The sequence below is a fragment of the Streptomyces sp. NPDC002787 genome, from assembly GCF_053592095.1.
Map to the genome: position 1 here is coordinate 134,319 of NZ_JBSFVC010000018.1, position 19,561 is coordinate 153,879.

Consider the following 19,561-nt stretch of genomic DNA (forward strand, 5'->3'; position numbering starts at 1 on the left):
CCCGGCTGCGGCGGAAGGACCATCAGATGCGATCTGCTCGCATGCTTCTCGCCACGGCGGCGGCCACCGCCGTCCTCGCCATCACCGCCCCCGGCGCCTACGCCGACGGCGACAAGTGGGACCACGAGGACAATGGCTACAGCAAGGAGCACGACAAGGACAGCAGGCACGACGGACCGCGTGGCGGTGTTCACACGGGTGGCGGTGCGCTGACCTCACTGAACGGCGCGGAGGAGTGGGACTCCGAGCGGGCCGGCAAGCACGAGTCGGAGGGCTACGGCAAGGAGGCCGGGCACGCGAAGGACTCCTGGAAGGGCGACCACGAGAAGGAGTCGTGGAAGGGCCACAACGACAAGGAGTCGTGGAAGGGAGAGCAGGACAAGGGCTCCTGGAAGGACGGGCACGAAGAGGGCTCCTGGAAGGGTGACCACGACAAGCCCCACGGCGGGATGCACACCGGTGGCGGCGCGCTCGCCGCGCCCGCGGTGACGGCGGGCGGGATGGCCGTCCTCGCGGTGGCCGGTACGGGTATGTACGCCCTGCGTCGTAGGAAGACGGCCGGAAGCGTGGCCTGAGCCATGCCAGGCGCGATACCTGACGCGATAGCGGGCCGCGCCGCCACACCGTGTGCTGTGTGGCGGCCCGGCCGGGTTTCCGCCCCACCCTCCGCCCGTTCATCTGCTCGTCGGTTCGTCCGCTCTTCCGTTCCTCCTTTGGTCCGCTCGTCCGTTCCTCCGCTCGTCCGCTCGTCCGCTCGTCCGCTCGTCCGCTCGTCCGCTCGTCCGCTCGTCCGCTCGTCCGCTCGTCCGCTCAGCTGCCGTACCTGGTGAGGTGGTGTCCGATGGCAGCCCACCCTTCTCCCCCCGGCACCGATCCCGTGCCGACCCGCCCTGGCACCCGCGTCAATCTGACCGTGCTGTGCGCCGTGGCCCTACTGATCCTGGCGATGAGCCTGTTCGGTGGCGAGGACTCCTCGTCCGACGCCTCCCGCCCGCCGAGCGACGCCCGGCACGCCCCGCAGGCCACGCACGTTTCCGAGCCTCCCCTCGCGGGCGAGGAGGCCTCCGCCGCCGAACGTCCGGAGGGACGGGGAGAGCGTCGGCCCGGGGCCAGGCCGGTCCGGCTGCTCATCCCGAAGATCCGCGTGAGCGCCCCGTTCACGCCCCTCGCCATCGGCCCCTCCGGCCAGCTCGAAGCCCCGCCGGCGGACGACATCAACCTCGTCGGCTGGCACGCGGAGGGCGCGGCCCCCGGAGAGACGGGCACCTCGATCATCGCCGGGCACGTCGACACGGCGACCTCGCCGGCCGTCTTCGCGGGGCTCAGCGAACTGGAGAAGGGCGACGTCTTCTACGTCGTACGCGCCGACCGGAGCCGGGTGACCTTCGTGGTCGACGGCCTGGAGACGTTCGAGAAGGACGAATTCCCCGACGAGCGGGTGTACGCCGACGCGTCCCGGCCCGAGGTCCGGCTGATCACCTGTGCGGGCGACTACGACCGCACGGTCATGGACTACACGGAGAACCTGGTGGTCTTCGCGCACCGGACGTGAGCCCCGGCGCACGGGGCCGGACGGCGAACACGCCTCCGTGCTGCCCGCCCGCCCCTATCCGCCGTCCGCTCGCCGGAGGCGAAGTCCACCTACGCCTCCGCCCGGGGAGATCGCCATGGCGGACCACGCGGTGCTGGGCGCGGCGCTGAGCGACCGGTTCCTCGGCGGGCTGGATCCGGCGGACGGCTTCCACCGCCAACTCGCGCTCACGGCTGTGGCGTTCCTCGACACCGGGCGTCGGCTGGACCGGACCGCGGTGGTGGTCGCTGGCAACGTGGCTGGGCAGAGGGGCCGGGAGCGCTCCCAACCCGTGAGGCGAACGACAGGAGACCGGCTGGCCAAAAACTCTCCCTCAAGTGACCAAGAACGGTTCAAGGGTCGGCCATGATTGATCAACGCTCCTCCATGATTCCGCAACTTGAACGTTTGAGGGTTTAGCTCGGACGTACGTTCCTGCTCGTGAACTCTGACGCATCCAACAGAGGCGACGGCGCCGAGGCGACCGACTCCGCCGACGCCCCGATACCCCACGCGAAGCCGCGCGGCCGGCGCTCGCTCCTGCGCGCCGCACTGGCCGGCTCCGCGGTACTCGGTGGTGGCCTCGCCATCGGCGCTTTTCCGGCCGACGCCGAGCCCGTCTCCCGCAAGGCCCATGCCTCCCCCTCGGCCTCCTCCTCCGCCGGCACCCGCACCCGGCCGAGCACGGCGGACGAGGCGCTGGCCGAGTTGTCGAAGGGCAACCGCCGCTGGCGGACCTTCACCGAGCGGCACCCCGACGAGGACGCCACCGTGCGCAAGGCGCTGACGACCGGTCAGCAGCCCTTCGCCCTCATCCTCGGCTGCATCGACTCCCGCGTCCCCCCGGAGCTGGTCTTCGACCAGGGCCTCGGCGACCTGATGACCGTGCGCAGCGCGGGCGAGGTGCTGGACCAGTCGGTCCTCGGCAGCGTCAAGTACGGCGTCCTCGAACTGGGCATCCCGCTGGTCGTGGTGCTCGGTCACCAGTCCTGCGGAGCCGTGAAGGCCGCCGTCGCGGTGGACGAGAGCGGTGAGGAGCTGCCGAGCGGCATCCAGTACATCGCCGACGAGATCGCTCCGGCCATCGACCACCGCGTGACCGGCGACGCCCGGGTCGCCGCGACCATCGACGCGAACGTCCGCCTCGTCCGCCGCAAGCTCGCGGCCGACCCGGACCTCGCCGCCAAGCTGAAGGCGGACAAGGTGGCGATCGTCGGCGCCCGCTACGACCTGACGACCCAGCGGGTGCACCTGCTCAAGTAAGGCCCCGGCGGGGGGAAGGCGGCTCCGGTGACACCGACCACCGGAGCCGCCTTCGCGTTGTCTCAGCCCTCCACCAGGGTGATGTCCTGCTGCTTCACCGCGTGGAACCTGGGCAGCGGCAGACCGCCGCCGGACAGCTCCATGATGGTGGCCTCCACCCGGGCGGGACCGGGCCGGTAGCGGCCTGGCTCCGCCTTGTCCCCGCTGGTCCAGGTGTGGTCGGCGCCGTCGCGGACCGCCGCGGTGCCGCCGCGGCAGCGGTATGTGCCGGAGAGGGTGAGGGTGCCGTCCGGGGCGACGTACGCGGTGGGGTCCATGGTCGCCCCCGCGACGCCGCGTCGACTCCGCCGTCCTCACTACCGGGTGCGACCGCGCGCCCGGGGTTATGTCCGCGTCCTGTCACAGCACGTCCGGGTGCTGTCACGTCTCGCGGAACGGTCTGGCGATGAGTTCCGGGCGCGGGCATCGTCTGTAGTGCGAGGCGGTGACGCGCCGCCGGCACTCACGACGACGTGGAGGCCCGCCATGTGTTCCCACCAGCCCCTGTGCCCCTCGGCCGACAGCACGGACCGCGACGCCGCGCACATCGTCGCCTTCCACCCCGAGCAGGGCTGGAACCTGCTGTGCAACGGGGCGATCGTCTTCGACGACACCGGTGAGATCCTGCCCGACGGCAGCATCGTCGCACCGAGCCGTCTCGCCGTCGCCGCCTGACACGACCTCGCCCGTACGGCTACGGCAGCACCGCGAAGCCGTCGAGTTCCACGAGGGCCCGCTCGTCCCAGAGCCGTACGACGCCGACGACCGCCATCGCGGGGTAGTCCCGTCCCGCCGACCTCCGCCAGATACGGCCGAGTCGGGCAGCGCGGTCGCGATAGTCGGCGACGTCCGTGGCGTAGACCGTGACGCGGGCGAGGTCGGCCGGTGTGCCGCCGGCGGCCTCCAGGGCGGTCAGCAGATTGCCGAGCGCCACCTCGAACTGCTCCTCCAGCGTCTCCCCGACGACCTTGCCGTCCCCGTCGAGCGCGGTCTGCCCCGCCAGGAACACCACCCGGCTCCCGGTGGCGACCACGGCGTGCGAGAAGCCGGTGGGCGGCGAGAGCCCGGCGGGATTCACCCGCTCGGTGCTCACACCGGCCCCCCTTGCCCCACGGGGTTCCGCGTCTCCCGCCCGGACGCCGCCGCGGAGTCCCGCGCTTCCCGCCCGGACGCCTCCTTCACGTACAACTCCTTGGCGATGACTGCCCGTTGCACCTCGCTCGCCCCCTCGTAGATACGCGGCGCCCGCACCTCCCGGTAGAGGTGTTCGAGCAGATGCCCGCGCCGCAGCGCCCGGGCGCCGTGCAGTTGTACGGCCGCGTCGACGACGTACTGCGCGGTCTCCGTGGCCAGCAGCTTCGCCATCGCCGCCCGCCCGGGTACGTCCGGGGCGCCGGAGTCGTACGCCGTCGCCGCCGCGTAGACCATGAGCCGTGCCGCCTCCGTGCGCATCGCCATCTCGGCGACCTGGTGGGCGACGGTCTGCAGGTCCCGCAGCGTGCCGCCGAACGCCTCCCGCCCGGCGGTGTGCGTGAGGGTGGCGTCCAGGGCGGCCTCGGCCATGCCGACCGCGAAGGCGCCGACGCTCGGGCGGAAGAGGTTGAGGGTGGTCATGGCGACGCGGAAGCCGCCGTCGGGTGCGCCGAGGACGTCGTCGGCCGTGACGGGGACGGCGTCGAAGTCGAGGGCGCCGACGGGGTGCGGGGAGAGCATGTCGAGCGGGGTGCCGGTGAGACCGGGGCGGTCGGCCGGGACCAGGAAGGCGGTGACGCCACGGGCGCCCGCGCCCGGGGTGGTGCGGGCGAAGACGGTGTGGAGGTCGGCCTCGGGGGCGTTGGAGATCCAGCATTTCTCTCCGGTGAGCCGCCAGCGGCCGGTGCCGTCGGGCTCGGCGCGCAGCGACAGCGCGGCCGCGTCCGAACCGGCCCCCGGCTCGCTGAGCGCGAAGGCCGCGACCGCCTCGCCGTCACTCACCCGGGGCAGCCAGCGGGCCCGCTGGTCCTCCGTGCCGTGGGCGTGGACCGGGTGGGCGCCCAGGCCCTGGAGGGCCAGTGCCGTCTCGGCCTCCGTGCAGACGTACGCCAGTGACTCGCGCATCAGGCAGAGGTCGAGGGCGCCCGAGGTGAACAGCCGGGAGAGCAGACCCAGTCGGCCCAGCTCGGCGACGAGCGGTCGGTTGACCCGGCCTGGTTCGCCCTTGTCGGCCAGGGGGCGCAGCCGGTCGGCGGCCAGGGCGCGCAGCTCGGCGCGCCAGGCGAGTTGTGCCGGTTCGAGCGAGAATGCGGTCATCGCCGTCCCTTCTCCCCGCTGGGGCCATTGCCAGGCTATCGCGAAGTGTTGACTGCCGTCACCAAGGCGATACGCTCGCTGGTGCGAGCCCACACAGCATGCGAGCCCACCACCACATGCGAGCCCACTTCGGCAGGGACACAGCAGGGGGCGCACGTCATGAATTCCAGGGTCACCGCCCATGTCGACACCTTCGCCCGTGACCGGCTCCCGCCCCCGGACCAGTGGCCGGAGCTGTCCTTCGACCTCCCCGAGCTGCGTTACCCGGACCGTCTCAACGCCGCCGCCGCGCTGCTCGACGGCGGCGCCCCCGACCGGCCCGTCTTCCGCACGCCCGCCGGGGACACCTGGACGTACGGCGAACTGCGCACCCGTGTCGACCGGATCGCCCATGCGCTGACGTCCTCCCTCGGCGTGGTGCCCGGCAACCGGGTCCTGCTGCGCGGGCCCACCACGCCCTGGCTGGCCGCGTGCTGGCTGGCGGTGCTCAAGGCGGGGGCGGTCGCGGTGACGGTGCTCGCGCAAGCGCGGCCGCAGGAGCTGGCGACCGTCTGCGAACTGGCGCGGGTCTCGCACGCGTTGTGCGACATACGGTCCGTGGACGACCTCGTGAAGGCGGACGTCCCGGGGCTCAGGATCACGACGTACGGCGGGGACGGATCCGGCGACCTGCTCGGGCCGACGACCGCGAACGGGGCGCGGGGGCCGTACGAGGCGGTGGCCACGGCGGCCGACGACGTGGCGCTGATCGCGTTCACCTCCGGCACGACCGGGCGGCCCAAGGGGTGCCTGCACTTCCACCGGGATCTGCTGGCGGTCGCGGACACCTTCTCGCGGCATGTGCTGCAGCCCCGCCCGGACGACGTGTTCGCCGGCTCTCCCCCGCTCGGCTTCACCTTCGGGCTCGGCGGCCTCGTCGTCTTCCCGATGCGGGCCGGAGCCACCGCCCTGCTGCTCGAACAGGCGGGGCCCCGGCAGTTGCTGCCCGCGATCGCCGAGCACCGGGTGTCGGTGCTGTTCACCGCGCCGACCGCCTACCGGGCGATGCTGGGCGAGCTGAACGGGGCGGCCGGGTACGACATCTCGTCGCTCCGGCGGTGTGTGTCGGCGGGCGAGAACCTGCCCGAGGCGACCTGGCGGGCCTGGCACGAGCGGACCGGGCTGCGGATCATCAACGGCATCGGCGCGACCGAGCTACTGCACATCTTCATCTCCGCGGCCGACGAGGCCATCCGGCCGGGCACGACCGGAGTGCCCGTACCGGGGTGGCACGCGCGCGTGCAGGACGCGGACGGGAAGCCGGTGCCCGACGGGGAGCGGGGGCTGCTCGCCGTGCGCGGTCCGGTGGGGTGCCGTTATCTGGCCGACGAGCGGCAGCGGGAGTACGTGCGGGACGGCTGGAACCTCACGGGTGACACCTATGTCCGCGAGCCGGACGGGTACTTCCGCTATGTCGCACGCGCCGACGACATGATCATCTCGGCCGGTCACAACATCGCGGGCCCGGAGGTCGAGGAGGCCCTGCTGCGCCATCCGGACGTACGGGAGGCGGCGGTGGTGGGGCGGCCGGACGAGGCGCGTGGGCAGGTCGTCGTCGCGTACGTGGTCGTCGCAGCGGGCGCCGGCCGGGACGGCGAAAGGCTGCGCGCGTTCGTGAAGTCGGAGCTGGCGCCGTACAAGTGCCCGCGCGAGATCGTGTTCCTGGACGCGCTGCCGCGCACGGCGACCGGCAAACTCCAGCGGTTCCGGCTGCGCACCCTAAGTGACCAGCAGTGATGCCGAAGACCTAAAATGATCAACGTGTCCGAACAGCACGCACCCCGTTCGCTCATCGTCACCTTCTACGGCGCGTACGGCCGCTCGGTGCCGGGCCCCGTGCCCGTCTCAGAGCTGATCCGGCTGCTCGCCGCGGTCGGTGTCGACGCGCCCTCCGTCCGCTCCTCGGTGTCCCGGCTGAAACGGCGCGGACTGCTGCTGCCGGCCCGCACGGCGGCGGGGGCAGCCGGGTACGCGCTGTCGGGCGACGCGCGGCAGCTCCTCGAGGACGGCGACCGGCGGGTCTACGCGACGGCGCCCGAGCAGGACGAGGGCTGGGTGCTGGCCGTCTTCTCGGTGCCGGAGTCGGAGCGGCAGAAGCGGCACGTGCTGCGCTCCCGGCTGGCCGGGCTCGGCTTCGGCACGGCCGCCCCGGGCGTGTGGATCGCGCCCGCCCGGCTGTACGAGGAGACCCGGCACACCCTGACCCGGCTGCGGCTCGATCCCTACGTGGACCTGTTCCGGGGCGAGCACCTGGGGTTCGCGGCGACCGCCGAGGCGGTGGCGCGGTGGTGGGACCTGGCCGGGATCGCCAAGCAGCACGAGGCGTTCCTCGACCGCCACGCGCCCGTGCTGCACGACTGGGAGCGCCGCGCCGACACCCCGCCGGAGGAGGCGTACCGCGACTATCTGCTGGCGTTGGACTCCTGGCGCCATCTGCCCTACGCCGACCCGGGGCTGCCCGCCGGACTGCTGCCCGCGGACTGGCCGGGTGTGCGCTCGGCGGCCGTGTTCCGGGCACTGCACGCACGGCTGCGGGACGCCGGAGCGGCGTTCGCGGGACTGGGCCTGCAGGAAACTTCAAGGGAATTTAAAGATCTATAACAATTCTGTTCACTCAGGGAACCCTCAGGGTTCTCCTTCAATCTTCTTAGAATCCTTACTTACCATCCTGACGCATGAGTCTCATGCGCAACCTGAACCGTGCACTCACCGCCACCACCGGTCTGCAAGTGCGCAAGGCCCCCCCGGCCGCGCCCGCCGCACCCAAGGCCACCGCGCCGAAGCCGGCGCCCAAGAAGCCCACGGCGGTGTACCGATGTCCGGCTCCCGAGGACCTGGCGACGGACCGGTTGCTGAGGCAGCCGGTCTTCATCATGTCTCCGGTGCGCTCCGGCTCCACGCTGCTGCGGATGCTGCTCAACGCGCACTCGCGGCTGCACTCCCCGCACGAGCTGCACATACGCCGCCTGGAGGTCGGCTACGGGAGCAAGCTGTCGCAGAAGGCGATGAGCGCCCTCGACCTGGAGCGCGGCGACCTGGAGCATCTGCTGTGGGACCGCGTCATGCATCGCGAACTGGTCAAGTCGGGCAAGGACTTCGTCGTCGAGAAGACCCCGAGCAACGCCTTCGTCTACGAGCGCATCCGGGACTGCTGGCCCGACGCCCGCTTCGTCTTCCTGCTGCGCCACCCGGTCTCCATCGCCCAGTCGTGGCACGAGGGCGACCCCGACAAGCGCACCTACGACGAGGCCGCCGCCGACGCGCTGCGCTACATGAGGGCCGTCGAGAAGGCGCGGAAGGGCACCACCGGCGGCTACACCGTGCGCTACGAGGACATCACCGCCGACGCCGAGAAGGAGATGCGGGGGCTGTGCGCGTTCCTCGGCATCGACTTCGAGCCGTCCATGCTGGACTACGGCAAGAAGGACGACGCACAGGTCGTCAAGGGACTCGGTGACTGGCGCGACAAGATCAAGACCGGTCAGGTGCAGGCCGGGCGCGCGCTCCCCACCGAGGACGACATCCCGGAGATCCTCCGGCCGATGTGCCGGGCGTGGGGCTACAGCAAGTGAAGCCGCACGCCGAGATAGCCGAGGTCTGGCCGCGCGACGGGCGCATCAGACTCGTGGGACGCATCCACGGCCTCCCGGCGGAAGGGACCTGGCAGCTGGTCCTCACCCGCCGCGCCCGGACCGACCACAAGCTGCGCTACGCCGCCGATGTCAAGGGCGACCGGTTCGAGAGCGAGCTGCCGGTCGACGACCTCGCCGCCTTCGACCACGCGCCCGTCGAGGAGTGGGACATCCACCTCACCGACGGCGTGGTCGAACTGCGGGCCGGGAAGCACCTCGACGACATCCGCGGCAAGAAGAAGATCTTCGTGTACCCGGAGCAGCGCACCGGCGACCTGCGGGTGCGCCCCTACTACACGATCAAGGACAACCTGTCTCTGGAGTGCCGCACGGGAGGCTCCGCATGACCGACCGTCGTCCGCTCCCCCAACGCCCCCACATCCGGTACCTGCTGCTGCACGCGTACGGACGGGGCGGCACCATCCGCACGGTGATGAACCAGGCCAACTCCCTCGTGGCGGCGGGCTGGAGCGTGGAGATCGTCAGCGCGGTGCGCCGCCGCGACGACATCCAGTTCCCGCTCGACGACCGGGTGGCGGTCTCCACGGTCGTCGACCTGCGCGAGGGCGCCTACACCCCGCCGTCCGGACTGGTCGCCCGCTGGCGCGACCGCAAGCGCGGCGAGCTGCTGGAGGCGCCCGCCCGGCACATCCCGAAGGGCGAGTTCGGCTACCGCTACTTCAACCAGTACGTCGAGGACCGACTCATCGCCTACATGCGGTCGTTGACCGACGGCATCCTGGTCACCACCCGGCCCGCGCTGAACTTCCTGTCCGCCGAGCACGCCACCTCCGGTGTGCTGCGGGTCGCCCAGGAACACATGAACCTCGGCACCCACAAGCCCGACGTGCAAAGGCGCATCCAGGAGACGTACCCGCGCTTCGCCACGGTCGCCGTGCTCACCGAGCGCGACCGCGACGAGTACGCCGAACTCCTGCCCGGGACGCAGGTCGTCCGCATCCCCAACGCCGTGCACTCCCTCGACCAGGCGCCCGCCGACCCCGCGTCGAGGATCGCGGTGGCGGCCGGCCGGCTCTTCCCGCAGAAGGGCTTCGACATGCTGATCCCGGCCTGGGCGAAGCTCGTCGAAACGTTCCCCGACTGGCAGCTGAGAATTTACGGCAGCGGCGAGAAGAAGTCGGAACTTCGCAACCTGATCGAAGAACACCATCTCTACAATCACGTCTTCCTCATGGGACACACCGACCGCTTGGACGACGAACTCGCCAAGGCCTCCTTCTACGTGCTCAGCTCACGCTTCGAGGGACTGCCGATGGTGATGATCGAGGCGATGAGCCACGCCCTTCCCGTGGTGAGCTTCGACTGCCCGACCGGCCCCGCCGACGTACTGACGCACGGCGTGGACGGGCTGCTCGTCGCGCCCGAGGACCCCGACGCGCTCGCCGACGCCATGGCCAGGCTGATGGCCGACGAGGCGCTGCGCGCCGACATGGGCGTGGCCGCGGTCCTCACGGCCGCCTCCTACGGCCCGGACTCCGTCCACCACCGCTGGGAGTCCCTCTTCACCTCCCTCCACGACCAACGGCACGGCATCGCCGCCGGCGCCGCGAAAGGAACGCACGCATGACCACCTCGTCCAGGGCGTCAAAGGCCCAGGGAGCCACGGTCTGGCTCACCGGACTGCCGAGCGCGGGCAAGACCACGATCGCCCGCGTCCTCGCCGGCCGGCTGCGGTCCGAGGGGCATCGGGTGGAGGTCCTCGACGGTGACGAGATCCGCCGCTTCCTCTCCGCCGGCCTCGGCTTCTCCCGCGAGGACCGCAACACCAACGTCCAGCGCATCGGCCTGGTCGCCGAGGTCCTGGCCCGCAACGGCGTGCTGGCCGTCGTCCCCGTCATCGCGCCGTACGCCGACAGCCGCGAGGCCGTGCGCAAGCGCCACGACGTGAGCGGCACCCCGTACTTCGAGGTGCATGTCGCCACCCCGGTCGAGGTGTGCAGCGAGCGCGACGTGAAGGGCCTGTACGCGCGTCAGGCCGCCGGTCAGCTCAAGGGCCTGACCGGTGTCGACGACCCGTACGAGCCGCCGGCCGACCCCGCGCTCGTCCTGCCGACGCAGAACCAGACGCCGGACGAATCGGCCGCGTGCGTGTACGCGCTGCTCGCGGATCGGGGGATCGTATGACCGTCCACACCCTGTCCCACCTGGACGCTCTCGAATCCGAGGCCGTCCATATATTCCGCGAGGTGGCGGGCGAGTTCGAGCGGCCGGTGATCCTCTTCTCCGGCGGCAAGGACTCCATCGTCATGCTGCACCTGGCGCTGAAGGCCTTCGCCCCGGCGGCGATCCCCTTCACGCTGCTGCACGTGGACACCGGGCACAACTTCCCCGAGGTCCTGGAATACCGCGACCGCACGGTGGCGAAGCACGGGCTCCGGCTCCATGTCGCCTCGGTGCAGGACTACATCGACCGCGGTGTGCTGCGGGAACGTCCCGACGGGACACGGAACCCCCTCCAGACCGTGCCGTTGACGGAGAGGATCCAGAGCGAGCGCTTCGACGCGGTGTTCGGCGGTGGCCGCCGCGACGAGGAGAAGGCGCGCGCCAAGGAGCGGGTGTTCTCGCTGCGGGACGAGTTCTCGCAGTGGGACCCGCGCCGGCAGCGGCCGGAGCTGTGGCAGCTGTACAACGGGCGGCACGCGCCTGGGGAGCATGTGCGTGTCTTCCCGCTGTCCAACTGGACCGAGCTGGACGTCTGGCAGTACATCGCCCGTGAGGGCATCGAGCTGCCGGAGATCTACTTCGCCCACCACCGCGAGGTGTTCATGCGCGGCGGGATGTGGCTGACCGCCGGCGAGTGGGGCGGGCCGCGCGAGAACGAGACGGTCGAGAAGCGGCAGGTGCGGTACCGGACGGTCGGTGACATGTCCTGCACGGGCGCGGTGGATTCGGACGCGACCACGCTGGACGCCGTGATCGCCGAGATCGCGGCCTCCCGGCTGACCGAGCGGGGCGCGACGCGGGCGGACGACAAGCTGTCGGAGGCCGCGATGGAGGACCGCAAGCGCGAGGGGTATTTCTGAGCATGAGCACGATGACCATCGACACCCTGCGCTTCGCGACGGCCGGATCGGTCGACGACGGCAAGTCCACGCTCGTCGGGCGGCTGCTGCACGACTCCAAGTCGGTTCTGGCGGACCAGATGGAGGCGGTGGAGCGGGTGTCCGCCGGCCGTGGCCAGGGGGCGCCGGATCTCGCGCTGCTGACGGACGGTCTGCGGGCGGAGCGGGAGCAGGGCATCACGATCGACGTGGCGTACCGCTACTTCGCGACGCCGCGCCGCCGGTTCATCCTCGCCGACACCCCCGGGCATGTGCAGTACACCCGCAACATGGTGACCGGTGCCTCCACGGCCGAGCTGGCGATCGTCCTCGTCGACGCGCGCAACGGGGTCGTCGAGCAGACGCTGCGGCACGCTGCCGTGGCGGCGCTGCTGCGGGTGCCGCACGTGGTGCTCGCCGTCAACAAGATGGACCTCGTCGGCTACGAGGAGAAGGAGTTCCGGCGGATCGTCGAGGACTTCACGCGGCACGCCGACGAGCTGGGGCTGACCGGCTTCACGTCGATCCCGGTCTCGGCGCTGGTCGGTGACAACGTCGTCGACCGGTCCGGGCGGATGGACTGGTACGACGGTCCGGCGCTCCTGGAGTTCCTGGAGAGCGTTCCGGTGGGGGTGGAGGCGACGGACGCTCCGGCCCGCTTCCCCGTCCAGTACGTGATCCGCCATGACGAAGTCCGGTACTACGCGGGGCAGTTGGTGTCGGGGGCGCTGCGGGTGGGCGACCGGGTGACGGTCCATCCGTCCGGTGAGAGCTCCGAGATCATGGGGATCGACGTCCTGGGTGAGGCGGCGCGGGTCGCGTACGCGCCGCAGTCGATCAGTGTGCGACTGGCGGACCAGCGGGACGTGTCGCGGGGCGACATGATCACCACGGGTGAGGCCCGGCCGGCGCTGACGCGGGACGTTCGGGCGGCTGTCTGCCACCTGGCCGAGCGCCCGCTGCGCGTGGGCGACCGCGTGCTGCTCCGGCACACCACCCGCACGGTCAAGGCGATCGTCAAAGAGCTGGGCGGGGCCGAGTCGTTGGCCGCGAACGACCTGGGGCGCGTTGTGTTGCGTACGGCTGAGCCGTTGGCGTTGGACGACTACGCGGATGTGCGGCGGACCGGGGCGTTCATCCTGGTGGACCCGGCGGACGGGGCGACACTCACCGCGGGGATGGTCGAGCTGAGCCACGCCCCGTGAGGGGCGCGGGGAACCGCGCGATCAGCCACGTCCGAGCCGCAGCCGCCGTACGGCAGGCGGGTCCCGAGCTGCTCGGCAGCATCCGCGAGCCTCTACCGGGGCAGTGTCAGCCGGGGCTTCGGGGCGTCCGTGCGGCCCGTGTTGGGGCGGCGACTGCCCGCGCGGTAAGGGGCGGGCCAGGTCACGCCGGGCCCCTCGTAGCCCTGCTCGGCGGCGGCGTGGAGGGTCCAGTGGGGGTCGTACAGGTGGGGGCGGCCCAGGGCGCAGAGGTCGGTGCGGCCCGCCAGGATCAGGGAGTTGACGTCGTCCCAGGAGGAGATGGCGCCGACGGCGATCACCGGCACCCCCACCTCGTGCCGGATGCGGTCCGCGAAGGGGGTCTGGTACGAGCGCCCGTACTCGGGCCGTTCGTCGGCGACGACCTGCCCGGTGGAGACGTCGACCGCGTCGGCGCCGTGCGCGGCGAAGGCCCGGGCGATCTCGACGGCGTCCTCGGCGGTGGTGCCCCCGTCCGCCCAGTCGGTCGCGGAGATACGGACGGTCATGGGCCGCTCCTCCGGCCACACCGCCCGTACCGCGTCGAAGACTTCGAGGGGGAAGCGGAGCCGGTGGTCGAGGGAGCCGCCGTAGCGGTCGGTGCGGCGGTTCGTCAGTGGTGAGAGGAAACCGGAGAGCAAGTAGCCGTGCGCGCAGTGGAGTTCGAGGAGGTCGAACCCGCTGCGGGCGGCACGGCAGGCAGCCGACGTGAACTGCTCGCGGATGTCGGTGAGTTGGGCGCGGGACAGCTCGCGCGGGGTCTGACTGCCGGGCCTGTACGGGATCGGGGAGGCCGCCGCGAGGGGCCAGTTGCCCGCGTCCAGGGGGTCGTCGATGCCCTCCCACATCAGCTTGGTCGAGCCCTTGCGGCCGGAGTGGCCCAGTTGGAGGCCGATGGCCGTGCCCGGCGCCTGCTCGTGCACGAACCTCACCGTGCGGCGCCAGGCCTCGGCCTGCCGGGAGTTCCAGAGCCCGGCGCACCCCGGGGTGATCCGGCCCTCGGGGCTGACGCACACCATCTCGGTCATCACCAGCCCGGCACCGCCGAGGGCGCGGGCGCCCAGATGGACGAGGTGGAAGTCGCCGGGGACGCCGTCGGTCGCCGAGTACATGTCCATGGGGGACACGACGACCCGGTTGCGCAGGGTCAGGCCGCGCAGCCGGAACGGGGTGAACATGGGGGGTGTTCCGGGCGGGCAGCCGAACTCCCGCTCCACCGCGCCGGTGAAGCGCGGGTCGCGCAGGCGGAGGTTGTCGTGGGTGACGCGGCGGCTGCGGGTGAGGAGGTTGAACGCGAACTGCCGGGCGGGCCGGTCGAGGTGGAGTCCGAGGTTCTCGAACCACTCCAGGCTGGCCCGTGCCGCCCGCTGGGTCGAGGCGACGACGGGTCGCCGTTCCTGCTCGTAGGCCGTCAACGCCCGTTCCAGATCAGGCTGTTCCTCCAGGCAGGCCGCCAGCGCCAGCGCGTCCTCGACGGCGAGCTTCGTGCCGGAGCCGATGGAGAAGTGCGCGGTGTGCGCGGCGTCGCCGAGGAGCACCAGATTGCCGTGCGACCAGCGCTCGTTGACGACCGTGCGGAAGGTCGTCCAGGCTGACTTGTTGGACTTCAGCGGTCGTCCGCCGAGCGTGTCCGCGAAGAGCTTGGCGCACCGCTCGACCGACTCCCGCTCGTCCGTCCCGTCGAACCCGGCGGCCCGCCACACCTCCTCGCGCATCTCCACGATGACGGTGGAGGCGTCCGGCGCGTAGGGGTAGCCGTGCAGCTGCATCACGCCGTGCTCGGTCTCGGCGATCTCGAAGCGGAACGCCTCGAAGGCGAAGTCGGCGGCGAGCCAGATGTAGCGGCAGCGGTGTTCCTCGACGGACGGTCGGAACACCTCCGCGTACGCCTCGCGGGTGGCGCTGTGCACGCCGTCCGCCGCGATGACCAGGTCATATGTCTCGCAGAGCCACTCCGGGTACGGGGCCTCGGTGCTGAAGCGGAGTTCCACGCCGAGAGCGCGGCAGCGGTCGTGGAGGATCTGGAGGAGTCGGCGGCGGCCGAGGGCGGCGAAGCCGTGTCCTCCGGAGGTGTGGCGGGTGCCTCGGTGGACGATATCGATGTCGTCCCAGCGGGTGAAGTGTTGCTGGAGGGCCTCGTAGACCTGGGGGTCGGCGTGTTCTATGCCGCCGAGGGTTTCGTCGGAGAGGACGACGCCGAAGCCGAAGGTGTCGTCGGGGGCGTTGCGTTCCCAGACGGTTATCTCGCGGGTCGGGTTCAGGCGTTTGAGGAGGGCGGCGGCGTAGAGGCCGCCGGGGCCGCCGCCGATGATCGCGATTCGGGTGGGGTGGCTGAGGCGCTTCGGCGACTGCGGGTAGTTCGTGGCTGGTCGCGCCCCGCGGCGGAGCCGCATATCGACAACGCCCCGCGCCCCTGACTCTGCTGCCCCTGGAGTCGGCATGAGAGGCGAGGTCCGCATCAGCGGCCCTGCCATTTCGGGGCGCGTTTTTCTGTGAACGCCGCGTGGAATTCCGCGTAGTCCTCGCCGTTCATCAGGAGGGCCTGGGTCGCCGCGTCCAGTTCCACGGACGCTGACAGGGGCATGTCCAGTTCGGCTGTCAGCAGGGCCTTCGTCTGGGCGTACGCCAGGGCCGGGCCCTCTGCCAGGCGGCGGGCCAGTGTCTGCGCGGTCTCGTCGGCGGTGCCCTCGTCCGTGAGCCGGCTGATGAGGCCGATGCGTTCGGCTTCGGGGGCGTGGACGGGGTCGCCGAGCATGAGGAGGCGGGTGGCGTGGCCGAGGCCGACGACGCGGGGCAGGAGGTAGGCGGCGCCCATGTCGCCGCCGGAGAGGCCGACGCGGGTGAAGAGGAAGGAGAAGCGGGCGGTGGGGTCGGCCACGCGGAAGTCGGCGGCAAGGGCGAGGACCGCGCCGGCTCCGGCGGCCACGCCGTGCACGGCGGCGATCACCGGGAAGGGGCACTCGCGGACGGCCCGGACGACCTGCCCGGTCATGCGGTTGAAGTCGAGCAGTTGCGCGGTGTCCATGGCGAGGGTCGCGCCGATGATCTCGTCCACGTCGCCGCCGGAGCAGAAGCCGCGTCCCTCGCCGGCCAGCACCAGGGCCCGTACGGACTTCTCCCGGGAGAGTTCGGCGAGCAGATCACGCAGGTCGGCGTAGGCGCCGAAGGTGAGGGCGTTGAGCTTCTCGGGGCGGGCGAGGGTGACGGTGGCGACACCGTCGTCGAACGCGCACCTCAGATGCCGCCAGTCGGAGGTGCGGGCGGCGGAGCCGGTGAAGGGACTCATGGCGGGCGGCCTCCTCGAGGGCTACCTCGACGCTGCGGCTACTTTCCCATCCTCACGAAGTTATCACCGATATCTGACTGTCGTCACGAGTCCGCGATAGGGGGGCGCCGGCCTCCGTGACTCGGTCACGGACGTTCGACAGGCCGGTAACGACGGGCTCGGTCGTGCGCGGCGGAGCGTTGCCCTGGGTAGACCGGCTGGCAACGGGGCCAACGGTCCCGTACGGCGCCCGCCGAGCGACCCGGCCGGTCCGCGCCGTACCATTCGTAACGTTGAAAGCAGGACGAGCCATGACCTGCTCCATGAACGGATCCACCGCCTTGCAAGAGCCCTCCGCCCCCGCCTCCTGGCGCATCGCGCTGCCGCACACCGCCGCGGCCGTGCCCGTGGCCCGCGCGTTGGTCCGTACGGCGCTGACCGAGCTGGAGCACGGGACGGACTGCGACACGGCGGAACTGCTCACGGCGGAGCTGGTCGCGAACGCGATCGAGCACGCGACCGGGGACGGGCCGATAGAGCTGGTCGTCGAGCTACGGCCCTCGGGCTGCAAGGTCGAGGTCCACGACCCCGACCCGGCACCCCCGGGCGACCTGACCACCCCGGGCCACATCGAGCCCGACCCCTGGCAGGAACACGGCCGCGGCCTGCTCCTCATCCGCGCCCTCAGCTCCGCCTGCGGCCACCGCCCCACGGACTCGGGCAAAGCGGTCTGGTTCCGCCTCCCGACAGTGCCGCCCCAGCGCCGCCACGCATAGGCAAGCGGCCCTCAGCCCAGCGTCGCCACCAGCACCGCCTTGATCGTGTGCAGCCGATTCTCCGCCTCGTCGAAGACGACGGAGTGCGACGACTCGAACACCTCGTCCGTGACCTCCAGCGAGTCCAGCCCGTGGCGCTCGTGGATCTCGCGCCCCACCTTCGTGCCGAGGTCGTGGAAGGCCGGCAGGCAGTGCAGGAACTTGACGTCCGCGTTGCCGGTGGCCCGCAGGACGTCCATGGTCACGGCGTACGGCGCGAGCGCCCCGATGCGCTCGTCCCAGACCTCCTTCGGCTCCCCCATGGAGACCCAGACGTCGGTCGCCACGAAATCGGCCCCGGCCACGCCCTCGTGGACATCCTCGGTGAGCGTGATCCGCGCCCCGCTGATCTCCGCGAGCTTGCGCGCGTGGGTGACGATCTCCTCGGCCGGCCAGTAGGCCCGCGGGGCGACGATCCGGACGTCCATCCCGAGCAGCGCCCCGGTGACCAGGTACGAGTTGCCCATGTTGAAGCGGGCGTCGCCGAGGTAGGCGAAGACCATCTCGTCGAGCGGCTTGGCGCTGTGCTCGGTCATGGTCATCACGTCGGCGAGCATCTGGGTGGGGTGCCAGTCGTCGGTGAGACCGTTGTAGACGGGCACCCCCGCGTACACGGCCAGCTCCTCGACGTTCGCCTGGCTGTCCCCTCGGTACTCGATGGCGTCGAACATCCGGCCGAGCACCCGTGCCGTGTCGCGCACGGACTCCTTGTGGCCCATCTGCGAGCCGGACGGGTCGAGGTACGTCGTCCGGGCGCCCTGGTCGGCCGCGGCGACCTCGAACGCGCAGCGGGTGCGCGTCGAGGTCTTCTCGAAGATGAGCGCGATGTTCCGGCCCCGCAGGTACTGGGTCTCCGCCCCGGCCTTCTTGGCCGCCTTCAGCTCAGCGGCCAGCTCTATCAGCCCGCGGAACTCCTCCGCGGTGAAGTCCAGCTCCTTGAGGAAATGGCGCCCGGCGAGGGCGTGGGGGACAGTCGCCATGGGGCGCTCCAGGGTCGAGGACGGCAGGGACAGCCTTCAGGAGACTGGAAGTCTATACGACGTCCCACATTTCTATACGGCCCCTCCGTGGGCGTATCGCTATACGGCCGATCTCTCCACCGGGCAGCTCATACAGCGTGGCCCACCCCTCCCCCGCCCCAGCTCGCTCCCCGGGATCTCGATCACCTCGATGCCCTGTTTGCGCAGATGCGTGTTGGTGGTGGCGTTGCGCTCGTAGGCGACGACGACGCCCGGCTCGACGGCGAGGACGTTGCAGCCGTCGTCCCACTGCTCGCGTTCGGCGGCGTGGACGTCCTGCGTGGCGGTCAGCACCCGGATCTCGTTCAGGCCGAGCGCGGCGGCGATCGCGCGGTGCATGTGCTCCGGCGGGTGGTCGGTGACCTTGAGCTCCTTCTCTCCGACGCCGGGTTCGATGGTGTACGAGCGGAGCATGCCGAGGCCGGCGTACTGGGTGAAGGTGTCGCCGTCGACCATGGTCATGACGGTGTCGAGGTGCATGAAGGCCCGCCGCTTCGGCATGTCGAGGGCCACGATGGTCTGCGCGGAGCCGGCGGCGAAGAGCTTGTGGGCGAGCATCTCGACGGCCTGCGGGGTGGTGCGCTCGCTCATGCCGATGAGGACGGCGCCGTTGCCGATGACGAGGACGTCACCGCCCTCGATGGTCGAGGGGTAGTCGGCCTGCCCCTCCGACCAGACCTGGAACGTTTCGTCACGGAAGAGGGGGTGGTGCCGGTAGATCGCCTCGAAGTGGACGGTCTCGCGCTGGCGGGCCGGCCAGCGCATGGCGTTGATGGAGACCCCGTCGTAGATCCAGGCGGAGGTGTCCCGGGTGAAGAGGTGGTTGGGGAGCGGGTCGAGAAGGAATTCGTCGAGCTCCATGACATGGAAGCGGACGGAGGTCGGCTCCATGTGCGCGTCGAGGAACTCGCGTTTGGTCATGCCGCCGATCAGGGCCTCGACCAGCTCGGCGAGGGGCAGCGACTCGAAGGCGGCCCTGAGGTGGTCCGTGGCGAGCGGGCCGTACTCCTTCTCGTCGAAGACGCGGTCCAGGACGAGTTCCCGGGCCCGCGGAATCCGCATGACGTCGGTGAGGAGGTCGCCGAAGAGGTGGACGGTGACCCCTCGGTCACGCAGCACGTCGGCGAAACCGTCGTGCTCGGCGCGCGCCCGGCGCACCCACAGCACGTCGTCGAAGAGCAGCGCGGTCTTGTTGCTGGGGGTGAGCCTTTTGAGCTCAAGATCCGGCCGGTGCAGGATGACGCGGCGCAGGCGCCCGGCCTCGGAGTCGACATGGAATCCCATGTCCTCATCCTGACCATTCGGGCGCGTGTTCACCCACCGGTCG

The 19,561-nt window shown here is 71.2% G+C and carries 20 protein-coding genes and 1 pseudogene; 14 read left to right on the top strand and 7 right to left on the bottom strand.

Annotation, left to right across the window (positions count from 1 at the left end; all coding sequences use genetic code 11):
• Nucleotides 1-26: 26 nt before the first annotated feature.
• The 4 genes from ACWD26_RS25420 (at nucleotide 27) to ACWD26_RS25435 (ending at nucleotide 2,833) form a co-directional block, all read left to right on the top strand.
• Entirely contained in the window at nucleotides 27-575 is a 549-nt protein-coding gene (locus tag ACWD26_RS25420) for a hypothetical protein (protein WP_451273775.1), read from the top strand.
• 266 nt (nucleotides 576-841) lie between these two features.
• On the top strand, nucleotides 842-1,552 hold the full coding sequence (locus ACWD26_RS25425) for a class F sortase (protein WP_451273777.1): 711 nt from the start codon (nucleotides 842-844) through the stop codon (nucleotides 1,550-1,552).
• Nucleotides 1,553-1,667: 115 nt separating this feature from the next.
• Nucleotides 1,668-1,940: a hypothetical protein gene (locus ACWD26_RS25430; RefSeq protein ID WP_451273779.1), complete on the top strand. Its 273-nt coding sequence runs from the start codon at nucleotides 1,668-1,670 to the stop codon at nucleotides 1,938-1,940.
• Nucleotides 1,941-2,011: 71 nt separating this feature from the next.
• A complete protein-coding gene (locus ACWD26_RS25435) occupies nucleotides 2,012-2,833 on the top strand; it encodes a carbonic anhydrase (protein WP_451273781.1) in 822 nt (273 codons plus the stop codon).
• Between the two features lie 62 nt (nucleotides 2,834-2,895).
• Here the strand turns inward: ACWD26_RS25435 and ACWD26_RS25440 are convergent.
• Nucleotides 2,896-3,153 (bottom strand): annotated as a pseudogene (locus tag ACWD26_RS25440) (DUF6299 family protein); the annotation flags it as partial.
• Between the two features lie 205 nt (nucleotides 3,154-3,358).
• Between ACWD26_RS25440 and ACWD26_RS25445 the strand changes: the two are divergent.
• Complete coding sequence (locus tag ACWD26_RS25445; protein ID WP_451273783.1) at nucleotides 3,359-3,547, top strand: DUF5999 family protein; 189 nt, start codon at nucleotides 3,359-3,361, stop codon at nucleotides 3,545-3,547.
• A 19-nt stretch (nucleotides 3,548-3,566) separates the two neighbouring features.
• Here the strand turns inward: ACWD26_RS25445 and ACWD26_RS25450 are convergent, their stop codons facing one another.
• The gene (locus ACWD26_RS25450) at nucleotides 3,567-3,965 is read right to left on the bottom strand and encodes a RidA family protein (RefSeq protein WP_451273785.1); all 399 of its coding nucleotides are present in this window, start codon (nucleotides 3,963-3,965) and stop codon (nucleotides 3,567-3,569) included.
• On the bottom strand, nucleotides 3,962-5,161 hold the full coding sequence (locus ACWD26_RS25455) for an acyl-CoA dehydrogenase family protein (protein WP_451273787.1): 1,200 nt from the start codon (nucleotides 5,159-5,161) through the stop codon (nucleotides 3,962-3,964). The genes ACWD26_RS25450 and ACWD26_RS25455 overlap by 4 nt, the downstream gene beginning before the upstream one ends.
• A 159-nt stretch (nucleotides 5,162-5,320) precedes the next feature.
• Between ACWD26_RS25455 and ACWD26_RS25460 the strand changes: the two genes are divergently transcribed.
• From ACWD26_RS25460 to ACWD26_RS25495, 8 genes are all read left to right on the top strand, one after another.
• Complete coding sequence (locus ACWD26_RS25460; RefSeq protein ID WP_451273789.1) at nucleotides 5,321-6,937, top strand: AMP-binding protein; 1,617 nt, start codon at nucleotides 5,321-5,323, stop codon at nucleotides 6,935-6,937.
• 15 nt (nucleotides 6,938-6,952) lie between these two features.
• Nucleotides 6,953-7,801 (top strand): PaaX family transcriptional regulator, encoded by an 849-nt coding sequence (locus ACWD26_RS25465; RefSeq protein ID WP_451273791.1) that lies wholly within the window; start codon nucleotides 6,953-6,955, stop codon nucleotides 7,799-7,801.
• Nucleotides 7,802-7,875: 74 nt separating this feature from the next.
• Nucleotides 7,876-8,772 (top strand): sulfotransferase family protein, encoded by an 897-nt coding sequence (locus tag ACWD26_RS25470; protein WP_451273793.1) that lies wholly within the window; start codon nucleotides 7,876-7,878, stop codon nucleotides 8,770-8,772.
• Complete coding sequence (locus ACWD26_RS25475; RefSeq protein ID WP_451273795.1) at nucleotides 8,754-9,179, top strand: hypothetical protein; 426 nt, start codon at nucleotides 8,754-8,756, stop codon at nucleotides 9,177-9,179. The genes ACWD26_RS25470 and ACWD26_RS25475 overlap by 19 nt, the downstream gene beginning before the upstream one ends.
• Nucleotides 9,176-10,420 (top strand): glycosyltransferase family 4 protein, encoded by a 1,245-nt coding sequence (locus tag ACWD26_RS25480; RefSeq protein ID WP_451273797.1) that lies wholly within the window; start codon nucleotides 9,176-9,178, stop codon nucleotides 10,418-10,420. The genes ACWD26_RS25475 and ACWD26_RS25480 overlap by 4 nt, the downstream gene beginning before the upstream one ends.
• Nucleotides 10,417-10,977, top strand: a complete 561-nt coding sequence (cysC, locus tag ACWD26_RS25485) for an adenylyl-sulfate kinase (RefSeq protein ID WP_451273799.1) — start codon at nucleotides 10,417-10,419, stop codon at nucleotides 10,975-10,977. Before ACWD26_RS25480 ends, cysC begins: the two co-directional genes overlap by 4 nt.
• Nucleotides 10,974-11,876: a sulfate adenylyltransferase subunit CysD gene (cysD, locus tag ACWD26_RS25490; protein WP_451273801.1), complete on the top strand. Its 903-nt coding sequence runs from the start codon at nucleotides 10,974-10,976 to the stop codon at nucleotides 11,874-11,876. The genes cysC and cysD overlap by 4 nt, the downstream gene beginning before the upstream one ends.
• Nucleotides 11,877-11,878: 2 nt before the next feature.
• Entirely contained in the window at nucleotides 11,879-13,099 is a 1,221-nt protein-coding gene (locus ACWD26_RS25495) for a sulfate adenylyltransferase subunit 1 (protein ID WP_451273803.1), read from the top strand.
• A gap of 92 nt (nucleotides 13,100-13,191) precedes the next feature.
• Here the strand turns inward: ACWD26_RS25495 and ACWD26_RS25500 are convergent, their stop codons facing one another.
• Nucleotides 13,192-15,609: a bifunctional salicylyl-CoA 5-hydroxylase/oxidoreductase gene (locus ACWD26_RS25500; protein ID WP_451273805.1), complete on the bottom strand. Its 2,418-nt coding sequence runs from the start codon at nucleotides 15,607-15,609 to the stop codon at nucleotides 13,192-13,194.
• Nucleotides 15,594-16,421, bottom strand: a complete 828-nt coding sequence (locus tag ACWD26_RS25505; protein ID WP_451273807.1) for an enoyl-CoA hydratase family protein — start codon at nucleotides 16,419-16,421, stop codon at nucleotides 15,594-15,596. Before ACWD26_RS25505 ends, ACWD26_RS25500 begins: the two co-directional genes overlap by 16 nt.
• 290 nt (nucleotides 16,422-16,711) lie before the next feature.
• Between ACWD26_RS25505 and ACWD26_RS25510 the strand changes: the two genes are divergently transcribed.
• On the top strand, nucleotides 16,712-17,176 hold the full coding sequence (locus ACWD26_RS25510; protein WP_451273809.1) for an ATP-binding protein: 465 nt from the start codon (nucleotides 16,712-16,714) through the stop codon (nucleotides 17,174-17,176).
• Between the two features lie 11 nt (nucleotides 17,177-17,187).
• Here ACWD26_RS25510 and argF read toward each other — a convergent pair whose 3' ends face one another.
• Together argF and ACWD26_RS25520 are read right to left on the bottom strand one after the other, a co-directional pair.
• Entirely contained in the window at nucleotides 17,188-18,195 is a 1,008-nt protein-coding gene (gene argF / locus ACWD26_RS25515) for an ornithine carbamoyltransferase (RefSeq protein ID WP_451273811.1), read from the bottom strand.
• A 99-nt stretch (nucleotides 18,196-18,294) separates the two neighbouring features.
• A complete protein-coding gene (locus ACWD26_RS25520; protein ID WP_451273813.1) occupies nucleotides 18,295-19,518 on the bottom strand; it encodes an arginine deiminase in 1,224 nt (407 codons plus the stop codon).
• Between the last annotated feature and the right edge of the window lie 43 nt (nucleotides 19,519-19,561).

What these genes read in the sequence shown, in the direction of transcription:
- ACWD26_RS25420 (WP_451273775.1), top strand. Translation starts at nt 27, where the DNA reads ATGCGATCTGCTCGCATGCTTCTCGCCACGGCGGCGGCCACCGCCGTC.
- ACWD26_RS25425 (WP_451273777.1), top strand. Translation starts at nt 842, where the DNA reads ATGGCAGCCCACCCTTCTCCCCCCGGCACCGATCCCGTGCCGACCCGC.
- ACWD26_RS25430 (WP_451273779.1), top strand. Translation starts at nt 1,668, where the DNA reads ATGGCGGACCACGCGGTGCTGGGCGCGGCGCTGAGCGACCGGTTCCTC.
- ACWD26_RS25445 (WP_451273783.1), top strand. Translation starts at nt 3,359, where the DNA reads ATGTGTTCCCACCAGCCCCTGTGCCCCTCGGCCGACAGCACGGACCGC.
- ACWD26_RS25455 (WP_451273787.1), bottom strand. Translation starts at nt 5,161, where the DNA reads ATGACCGCATTCTCGCTCGAACCGGCACAACTCGCCTGGCGCGCCGAG.
- ACWD26_RS25460 (WP_451273789.1), top strand. Translation starts at nt 5,321, where the DNA reads ATGAATTCCAGGGTCACCGCCCATGTCGACACCTTCGCCCGTGACCGG.
- ACWD26_RS25465 (WP_451273791.1), top strand. Translation starts at nt 6,953, where the DNA reads ATGATCAACGTGTCCGAACAGCACGCACCCCGTTCGCTCATCGTCACC.
- ACWD26_RS25470 (WP_451273793.1), top strand. Translation starts at nt 7,876, where the DNA reads ATGAGTCTCATGCGCAACCTGAACCGTGCACTCACCGCCACCACCGGT.
- ACWD26_RS25480 (WP_451273797.1), top strand. Translation starts at nt 9,176, where the DNA reads ATGACCGACCGTCGTCCGCTCCCCCAACGCCCCCACATCCGGTACCTG.
- cysC (WP_451273799.1), top strand. Translation starts at nt 10,417, where the DNA reads ATGACCACCTCGTCCAGGGCGTCAAAGGCCCAGGGAGCCACGGTCTGG.
- cysD (WP_451273801.1), top strand. Translation starts at nt 10,974, where the DNA reads ATGACCGTCCACACCCTGTCCCACCTGGACGCTCTCGAATCCGAGGCC.
- ACWD26_RS25495 (WP_451273803.1), top strand. Translation starts at nt 11,879, where the DNA reads ATGAGCACGATGACCATCGACACCCTGCGCTTCGCGACGGCCGGATCG.
- ACWD26_RS25500 (WP_451273805.1), bottom strand. Translation starts at nt 15,609, where the DNA reads ATGGCAGGGCCGCTGATGCGGACCTCGCCTCTCATGCCGACTCCAGGG.
- ACWD26_RS25505 (WP_451273807.1), bottom strand. Translation starts at nt 16,421, where the DNA reads ATGAGTCCCTTCACCGGCTCCGCCGCCCGCACCTCCGACTGGCGGCAT.
- ACWD26_RS25510 (WP_451273809.1), top strand. Translation starts at nt 16,712, where the DNA reads ATGACCTGCTCCATGAACGGATCCACCGCCTTGCAAGAGCCCTCCGCC.
- argF (WP_451273811.1), bottom strand. Translation starts at nt 18,195, where the DNA reads ATGGCGACTGTCCCCCACGCCCTCGCCGGGCGCCATTTCCTCAAGGAG.
- ACWD26_RS25520 (WP_451273813.1), bottom strand. Translation starts at nt 19,518, where the DNA reads ATGGGATTCCATGTCGACTCCGAGGCCGGGCGCCTGCGCCGCGTCATC.